Source organism: Acidithiobacillus sp. TH-A67 (assembly GCF_057473545.1).
Window position 1 is genome coordinate 74908 of the sequence record NZ_JBYCKU010000036.1, and the last position, 7696, is coordinate 82603.

Genomic DNA, 7696 nt, shown 5'->3' on the forward strand with positions numbered 1-7696 from the left:
AAGCTAAGAGGCTACACGCCCGGCGTCAAGATTACCAAAGAGTCGAACGATGGCGTTGCGGTTGGTCCACGAACCGCAGCGTTCCGCCGCTTCGGTGGGGGATAGCCAAGCAAAGGCGCAATGCTCCTCCGGCCGCAGGCGTGGCGTTTCCGTCCTTGCCAGACAGAGAGTGAAGATTCGCTCCTCGTTTTCTTTTACTCCTGGCGCATAGCGCTCCGACCAGGGCGGAACGATGGGAAAACGGTTACGCACGCCGGTGTCGATCAGACCCGTGGCGGCAAAACCGGTTTCCTCGCGCAGCTCCCGCTCTGCCGCTTGTTGCCAGTTTTCTCCCGCTTCGAGGCTGCCGGTGACCGACTGCCAAAAACCTTGAGGCCGTACTCGTTCCAGCAGCAGCACTTGGGTTGCGGTATGAACAAGAACGAGTACTGACTTAGGGATTTTGTAGTCCATCTCCCACTCCCGGCCGGAGCCGGATACCAAGCTCCCGCAACTGGCGGTCGGCCACTGGACTGGGTGCTGCGGTGAGCAGGCAACCCGCCTTTTGCGTCTTGGGGAAAGCGATGACGTCGCGAATGCTATCACTGCCACTCATCAACATCACCAGGCGATCGAGTCCGAAGGCCATGCCGCCATGGGGTGGTGCACCAAAGCGTAATGCATCGAGCAGAAAGGCGAACTTGTCCTGCGCTTCCTCGGGTCCGATTCCCAGAGCCGCGAAGACCTCCTTTTGCACCTCCTCACGATGGATGCGAATGCTCCCGCCACCAATCTCGTTACCGTTCAGTACCAGATCATAGGCGCGAGCGAGGGCGTGTTCCGGATCCGTTCGCAGTGTTGCCAGATCGGTGGACTGGGGCGCGGTAAAGGGGTGATGGGTGGAGCTCCAGCGCTCCTCTTTCTCGTCAAACTCGAACATCGGAAAGTCGGTGATCCAGACTGGTTTCCATCCTGCCTGTACGAGCCCGAGATCCGCCCCGACGCGGTTGCGCAGGTTACCCAGGGCCTCGTTGACGATCTTGGCGTGGTCGGCCCCAAAGAAGAGGATGTCGCCATCCTCGGCGCCACTACGCTGCAGGATCTCTTGCAATACGGGTTCAGGCAGGAATTTGACGATGGGCGACTGCAGGCCCGCGGCCCCCGAAGCCAGATCATTGACCTTGATCCAGGCCAACCCCTTGGCGCCATAGATGGAGACAAACTCGGTGTAGCCATCGATCTGTGCCCGGCTGAGACTCGCCCCACCGGGCACCCGCAGGCAGGCCACGCGGCCACGCGGTGCATCGGCAGCAGCGCGAAAGACCTTGAATTCGACACTGCGCATCAGATCGGTCAGCTCGGTGAGCTCCAGCGGGTTGCGCAGGTCGGGGCGATCCACGCCAAAACGCTGCATGGCCTCGCCATAGGTCATGTGTGGGAAGGGGTCTGGCAATTCTGTCTGCAAGACGTCACGGAATAAGCCGCGAATCATTGGCTCAGCCAGAGCCATGACGTCTTTCTCTTCGACGAAAGACAGCTCGATGTCGATCTGCGTAAACTCCGGTTGCCGATCAGCGCGCAAATCCTCGTCACGGAAACACTTGGTAATCTGGTAGTAGCGATCAAATCCCGCCACCATCAACAGCTGTTTGAAGAGTTGCGGGCTTTGCGGCAGGGCGAAGAATTCCCCCGGGTAGGTGCGCGAGGGTACTAGATAGTCGCGCGCACCCTCGGGCGTGGAGCGCGTCAGTACCGGGGTTTCCACATCGATACAGCCGGCTGCATCAAGGTAATTGCGCACGTAGCGCGTGATCTGATGGCGCAGGCGCAGATTGTGCAGCATCTGCGGTCGTCGCAGATCGAGATAGCGATATTGCAGACGCAGGTTCTCGCTGATGCCCTCTTCATCCAGAGGAAAGGGCAGGGCATCGGAGCGGCTCAAAATTTCGATTTCCTGCGCTAGAATCTCCACCTTGCCGCTGGGCAGCTGCGGATTTTCCGTCCCAGCAGGGCGCGCCCGCACCTTACCGACCACCCGCACGACAAATTCCGAGCGACAGTCTTCGGCGCTGGCAAAGGCCGCTGGGCGATCGGGATCGACCACCACCTGCACCAGACCCTCACGATCGCGCAGATCGAGAAAGATCACTCCGCCGTGGTCGCGCCGCCGTTGTACCCAAGCGCAAAGGGTGACCGACTCGCCGATTTGTTGTTCTGTGACCTGGTGACAATAATGACTGCGCATAGGGTGTATCCTGGCAAAAAAATGAGGGCCCGACCGGGCCCGCTAATGGTGTCGCTCCCGACGCCCTACGTCAATGACAGGCGCAGGCGCCGCCCGCGCAAGGAGGTGCCGCGCTGGTGCCGCCCTCCTCGCTCTTGGTCGTTTTGCTGGAACCCTTGAAATCTGTTTCGTACCAGCCGCTGCCCTTCAGGGCAAAACCGCCAGCGCTGAGCTGCCGCTCCAATCCAGGCTTGCCGCAGGCCGGACAATCTACCAGGCGCGGGTCAGACATTTTTTGCTCAGCGCTGAGCTGATGCCCGCATTCCTTGCATACATATTCATAAGTTGGCATCGATGCTACTCCTTTCCTGTACCAATCAGCATATTATAAATATGTACTCGCTCTTGCCAATGCAAGGGAGTACCATCTGCCCGCCACATTCTTTCTCGTCGTTTTCGAGGTACACAGATTTGCTTGGCGCTGACATCCATGGCGCGTTGCGCACCCTCATCGCACTGCTCGCAATTCTCAATCCCATTGGAGCGGTTCCCATCTTCATCGCCCTCACCAACGATGAGAGTCCAGAGCAACGCCTGCAGACCGCCAAGATGGCGGCGCGTGCGGTGGCGGTGGTGCTCCTGATTTCTGCCTTTCTGGGGGAATACATCCTGCATTTCTTCGGGATCAGCATCGCTGCTTTTCAGGTCGCTGGTGGGATGATCCTGATGTTGCTCGCGTTCAATATGCTGCAGGCCAAGTCGGGGGGACGGTACAAGCATACCCCGGAAGAGGCGGCAGAGGGTATGCAGAAGGAGGCGGTGGCGGTAGTACCCTTGGCCATTCCCCTGCTCGCCGGACCGGGCACCATGGTTACCGTCATCATCGCCCACAATCGCAGCGATAGCTGGTTGGCTAGCGGCCTGCTGATTGTCGATATCCTGATCATCAGTCTGGTGGCGTATGCTGCCCTGCGCCTTGCCGAGCCCCTGAGCCAGAGAATGGGGGTAACCGGAATCAATATCTCGACGCGGATTTTTGGATTGATCCTGGCCGCCATTGCGGTCACCTTTCTTGCGAATGGCTTGTCCACCCTTTTCCCCGGTCTGCACGCTGCTGCCATCTCATAAAGGAATCTAAATCGCATATCAGACGCTGTTGTTGGTCAGAAAGCTCCTGTTTTGTGTACCATAATAATTAGCTGAGGGAACCGCATGCCAGCGTTTTCTGGGCCGGATCAGGCCACAGGCACACGTTGTTTGGTAAGAATTTGAGGTACGACGATTAACGCACAAGTACAAGAAAAAGATCTGCAACTCCAGGAGCTGTCTGCTCGCTATGACTGGCCCACGGTCGAGTACGACGAATCGCTGACCGCTTCCGCCGCCATTTTGCGCCGACTGAATGTCGATTCACTGCGCGACGAATTATGGTTGCCCATCCGCTGGGATGATGACAGCGCTGAAGTCATCGTTTGCAACCCGGAAGATCCGCAGCTCATAGAGCACATCCGCAGCTCTTTGGGGGTGCGGGAACTCCGCTTTCGGGTGACGACGCCGTCGGATCTCGTGCGTCTGATCGAAAACAGTGCGGACCTCAACGAGCATTTCCCCGTGTATGCCGGGCGTACACCCCTGGCCAAGGTGCGCACCTATCTGGCCGGGTTGCGTACCCGCTATTCAGCGCAGAGGACACAGTTTGCCCGCAGTCGCACCGGCTTGGCGTTGGCGCGCACGGGACTCACCTTCATCACCATCGCAGTTGCGTTTCTGCGCCTGTTTGGCGCTGGCGACCTGTTGATTTTCGAAATACCACTGCTCCTCTTCGGCATCCTCGCCATCGTCGATGGCCTGCTGTGGTATTTTCCGGCACGGGGCGAGTCACGCCGGATCAAGGTCTATCCCCCCTATCCAGTGCCACAGGAATTTACCGCCCTCGCCGTCGTCGATCCGGGGGGCGCGATGACGTTTCAGCGCAGCGCCATCGTCGCCGGTAGTACGGCGTTACGGCAAGACTGGGATGCCCTCTCGCCAGTAGAGCGGCGCCGCTTCCTGGCCAACGACCGTACCAACCTCGCCGAAGAGCGAACCATATTGGCCTATCTGCGGGTGATGATGGCCAAGGCCCGCACCGGGCTTGCCTTTGCACGCACTGGAGTCGCTTTTGCCGGCGTGGGTATTGGTTTTATCCGTAAATTCCCTGCTGGCCCCTGGTCGGTCTTCGACTGGAGCCTCATTCTGATCGGCGTGCTGATGTTGATCGAAGGCTTCCTCTGGTACGCGCCCGGGCGCCACGCCGCCAACAGGGCGCTGGCAGCCGTGGCCGAGAAGCGAGATGTCGTTGGCCCGTGGGACACAATCTTTCCTTCCCGCTGTCTCTATGCGCAGGGCATCGATCCGGTGGCAGAGGCCAACTCGCCGCAGGCTCAGCCTGGCGTCTTCGCTACTACCGGGCTCGCCCTGGAGCGCACCACCCTGGCAGACAAACGCAATACCATGTCGCGGCTGCGAACGATCATGGCGCGGGCGCGCACCGGCATGGCCTTTATCCGTACCGGCTTCAGTGTCATGACCGTGGGTGCCGGCCTTTTCGTGTATTTTCACTTTACCGGCCACGTCGACATTGTCTGGACGCTCTTCGACCTTGCCCTGGTCTTGGCCGGGCTGTATCTGATTGGTGATGGTTTACTCTGGTACCTCCCCGCGGAGCGGATCAAACGTCGCTCTGCCTACGTCGACAACGACTTCGAAATCGCTGATGCAGACTACAGTCTGCCGCGCAGCGCCTGGAAGCGAGAGCTCTACCGTGAGTGACGACTTACGCATCTATGATGCCCTGCTCGATAGCGGTGTTCTCACCACTGCGGAATTGATGGAGGCAAAGCGTCAGGCGGCTTGGCGTGGCATCGAGCTGGAGCGCGTTCTGCTGAGGGACTTTGCCGTAGCGCGTTGCGATTTGCTGACTGCGCTGGCAAAGCGTTACGGCTGCGCCTTCGCGCAATACGACGAGCGCTTGCCGATCCCTACCGAGCTCTTCGCAGGCCTGGATGCCAAGCTACTGCGAATGAATCTCTGGTTTCCGCTGCGGCGCGTCGACGACACGGTCATCATTGCCGCAGCCGATCCCAGCAATGAAGCGATGCGAGAAGAGGTACGGCGACTCATTCTCGCGCCGCACTACGAGTTTCGTGTTGCCCTACGCGAAGACATCCGCTGGTATATCCAGGACTACCTGCATGCCGAAGCATCGTTTCTCATCGGCATCGAACGCACGGGGCTTGCCTACTGGCGCAACACCATGGCGCATTGGCGCACCAAGCTGGCGGCACATCGTACGGCCCATGCCCGCGCGCGGACATCAATGAAGCTCCTGCGCTGGGGCTTGACCCTGGTGGCCATATCCAGTGTAGTCTCGCATTTTCCGCACTCGTTTCTGGCTCCCTACCACTTGCCCATCTTGCTCTCGGGTGCGGTGCTGGCCGGTTTCGGATTGCTTGATTATCTCCAGGTGCGACGAGCGCGTATGGACTTGCCGTGCCAACGCGCGCTGATCGATATCACCACGCAAAATATCCGCTTTACCGAGCGTTATCATCTCCCCGAAGCGCCCATGGAAGCCGAGGACCAATCGGCGCTTGCCAAGCTCGCTGCCGCAATTCCCAACTACTGTTCGGTGTTGCGTCCGGTGCCCGCGAGTAAGGAACGCACCCATCTGGCGCGAGAACGCAATATCCTCGCCGCGCAACGGACTATCGCGGCCAGCCATCGTACCTCCTACGCTAGAGCCAGAACGGGGTTGTCCCTGATTCGTACGGGTGTTTCCTTCGTCGGCCTGGGCATTGCCATGCACAAGCTGCTGAATGCCAGCGCCTATAGTTTTACCGACTATGTTCTCATTGGCGCAGGATGTCTGATGTTCATCGATGGGCTTCTCTGGTACCTGCCCGCACGTCGTCTCAAATATGGTATCGGCCGCGACAGTAAACCTTGACCTAAAAAAGGTGGTCAGATATCGACCACCTCAAGCGGGCTGAGAAAGCCTGAAATTATGGTTTTACATAGTCAAAGCCGTGCGACTCCAGTTGCATGATGCGCACGATTCCCGCCGGAACGATGACTACTGACGGGTCGAGGGGAGGCAGGTGACCGGTCTTCTTTTTGAACGCCTCCATGCTGTTGTGACAGACATCAAATTCCACCCCCTCGGCGTTGATGGCAGCAATGCGGTCCGCGATTCCCTTGTTTTTCGGCAGGTACATCTTGATGCCGGGACCAAAGGCCACGACGACGATCTGCACCTGCTCCTGCCCAAAATAATTGAGTAAATTCTGCGCATTGTTGAGTGTCAGGTTCCAGCGCGCGGGTTCGGCCTGACTGACCTGCAGTACTACTTTGGCTTTGGCGAAGGGGTGGTCATGTGTGAAGCTCGGTTTACTGTAATTGAAATCGTGCAGCATCGACACATTGGCCCAGGCTGGACTTGTCCCGAGCACGAGGAATAGCGGAATGCCAAGCGTAAAGAGAACGTGGCGGAATAGCGAAGAGTGACGCATTTTGGGGCTCCTTATAACGTTAGAAAGCAATCATTGCTTGCAGAGCAAAGACATTATCGACAGCGCTGGCTACGCTCTCACTGGTGGCGTTCGGATGGGGAACATCCAGCGTGCGGAAATAATATCCCGCCATCACCTTGGTCAATGGTGTGAAATGGTATTGCAAACCCAGCGCATAGGTCTTGAAAATCCGGTTTTGGGCAGGATTGTTGGGCAGGCGGTTGTAGTAATCGTACCGCAGATTTACTTCAATGTTTTTGGTCAGGAAAAGTCCGCCTTCCACCATATACCCCCAAGCCTTGTTGCCAATGCCCGGATACAACTGGGTTTGGTACAGTGCTGCCTTTTTCAGATCGGCCTTGTTGAAGGCTGCAGGTGCATCGATCCAACCGTTGCCGCGCATATATTCAAAACGAAACTGCCGACCCCAGCGATGCATGTATCCCTGCAGGTATTGCAAGTCGACACCATAGCGGTTCATGTCATAATTCGTGCCATCAAAACGGGGCACGGCGTGCTGATACCAGATGCCACCCTGAATATCGCTGCGGAACGGTCCTTTCCCGCCAAGGATATACGCTTCTTGCAAGCGCACCGCTTCCATAGGCTCGTTCGATTGGTTGCCTGCGGCGACGGTACCGTACATGCCGACCATGGCACCGTAGGTGAACTCCCAGGGGCCGTTGCGAAACCAGTCAAAGACCATGGCGCCGGGGTAGCGATAGCCATTGACGCCCAGTTTTTCCGTGCCGGGAATCAGGTAGCCGGCGGGGCTATCTTTGCTGATGTAGGCGGAATTCAGCATGGGCTGGTCCATCAACTGGTTGATGACCGTCGCGCTGATGACATAATTATAACTCATAAAGCCCTGCATGGCGCCTTCGCTACTCGGAGCGCGAATCAGGCCCATCTCCACCCGGGCTCCGGGGATGTAGCTGAAAGT

At 58.2% G+C, this 7696-nt stretch carries 8 protein-coding genes; 3 read left to right on the forward strand and 5 right to left on the reverse strand.

What is annotated here, in order from left to right; translation table 11 throughout:
- Positions 1-3: 3 nt before the first annotated feature.
- From nudB to AC2VNM_RS05575, 3 genes are all read right to left on the reverse strand, one after another.
- Positions 4-453 (reverse strand): dihydroneopterin triphosphate diphosphatase, encoded by a 450-nt coding sequence (gene nudB / locus AC2VNM_RS05565; RefSeq protein WP_483165273.1) that lies wholly within the window; start codon positions 451-453, stop codon positions 4-6.
- The gene (aspS, locus tag AC2VNM_RS05570; protein WP_483165274.1) at positions 434-2224 is read right to left on the reverse strand and encodes an aspartate--tRNA ligase; all 1791 of its coding nucleotides are present in this window, start codon (positions 2222-2224) and stop codon (positions 434-436) included. Before aspS ends, nudB begins: the two co-directional genes overlap by 20 nt.
- A 70-nt stretch (positions 2225-2294) precedes the next feature.
- Complete coding sequence (locus AC2VNM_RS05575; protein WP_483165275.1) at positions 2295-2555, reverse strand: FmdB family zinc ribbon protein; 261 nt, start codon at positions 2553-2555, stop codon at positions 2295-2297.
- 119 nt (positions 2556-2674) lie between these two features.
- Between AC2VNM_RS05575 and AC2VNM_RS05580 the strand changes: the two genes are divergently transcribed.
- From AC2VNM_RS05580 to AC2VNM_RS05590, 3 genes are all read left to right on the forward strand, one after another.
- Positions 2675-3331 carry a MarC family protein gene (locus tag AC2VNM_RS05580; protein ID WP_483165276.1) on the forward strand — a complete coding sequence of 219 codons (657 nt, stop codon included), beginning with the start codon at positions 2675-2677 and terminating at the stop codon, positions 3329-3331.
- 240 nt (positions 3332-3571) lie between these two features.
- The gene (locus AC2VNM_RS05585) at positions 3572-5014 is read left to right on the forward strand and encodes a GspE/PulE/PilB domain-containing protein (RefSeq protein ID WP_483190098.1); all 1443 of its coding nucleotides are present in this window, start codon (positions 3572-3574) and stop codon (positions 5012-5014) included.
- On the forward strand, positions 5007-6191 hold the full coding sequence (locus AC2VNM_RS05590; RefSeq protein ID WP_486913017.1) for a GspE/PulE/PilB domain-containing protein: 1185 nt from the start codon (positions 5007-5009) through the stop codon (positions 6189-6191). Before AC2VNM_RS05585 ends, AC2VNM_RS05590 begins: the two co-directional genes overlap by 8 nt.
- Before the next feature lie 55 nt (positions 6192-6246).
- Here the strand turns inward: AC2VNM_RS05590 and AC2VNM_RS05595 are convergent, their stop codons facing one another.
- Together AC2VNM_RS05595 and AC2VNM_RS05600 are read right to left on the reverse strand one after the other, a co-directional pair.
- Positions 6247-6753, reverse strand: a complete 507-nt coding sequence (locus AC2VNM_RS05595; protein ID WP_483165278.1) for a DsrE family protein — start codon at positions 6751-6753, stop codon at positions 6247-6249.
- Positions 6754-6772: 19 nt separating this feature from the next.
- A partial coding sequence (locus tag AC2VNM_RS05600; protein ID WP_486913018.1) for a porin occupies positions 6773-7696 on the reverse strand: 924 nt, incomplete at its 5' end.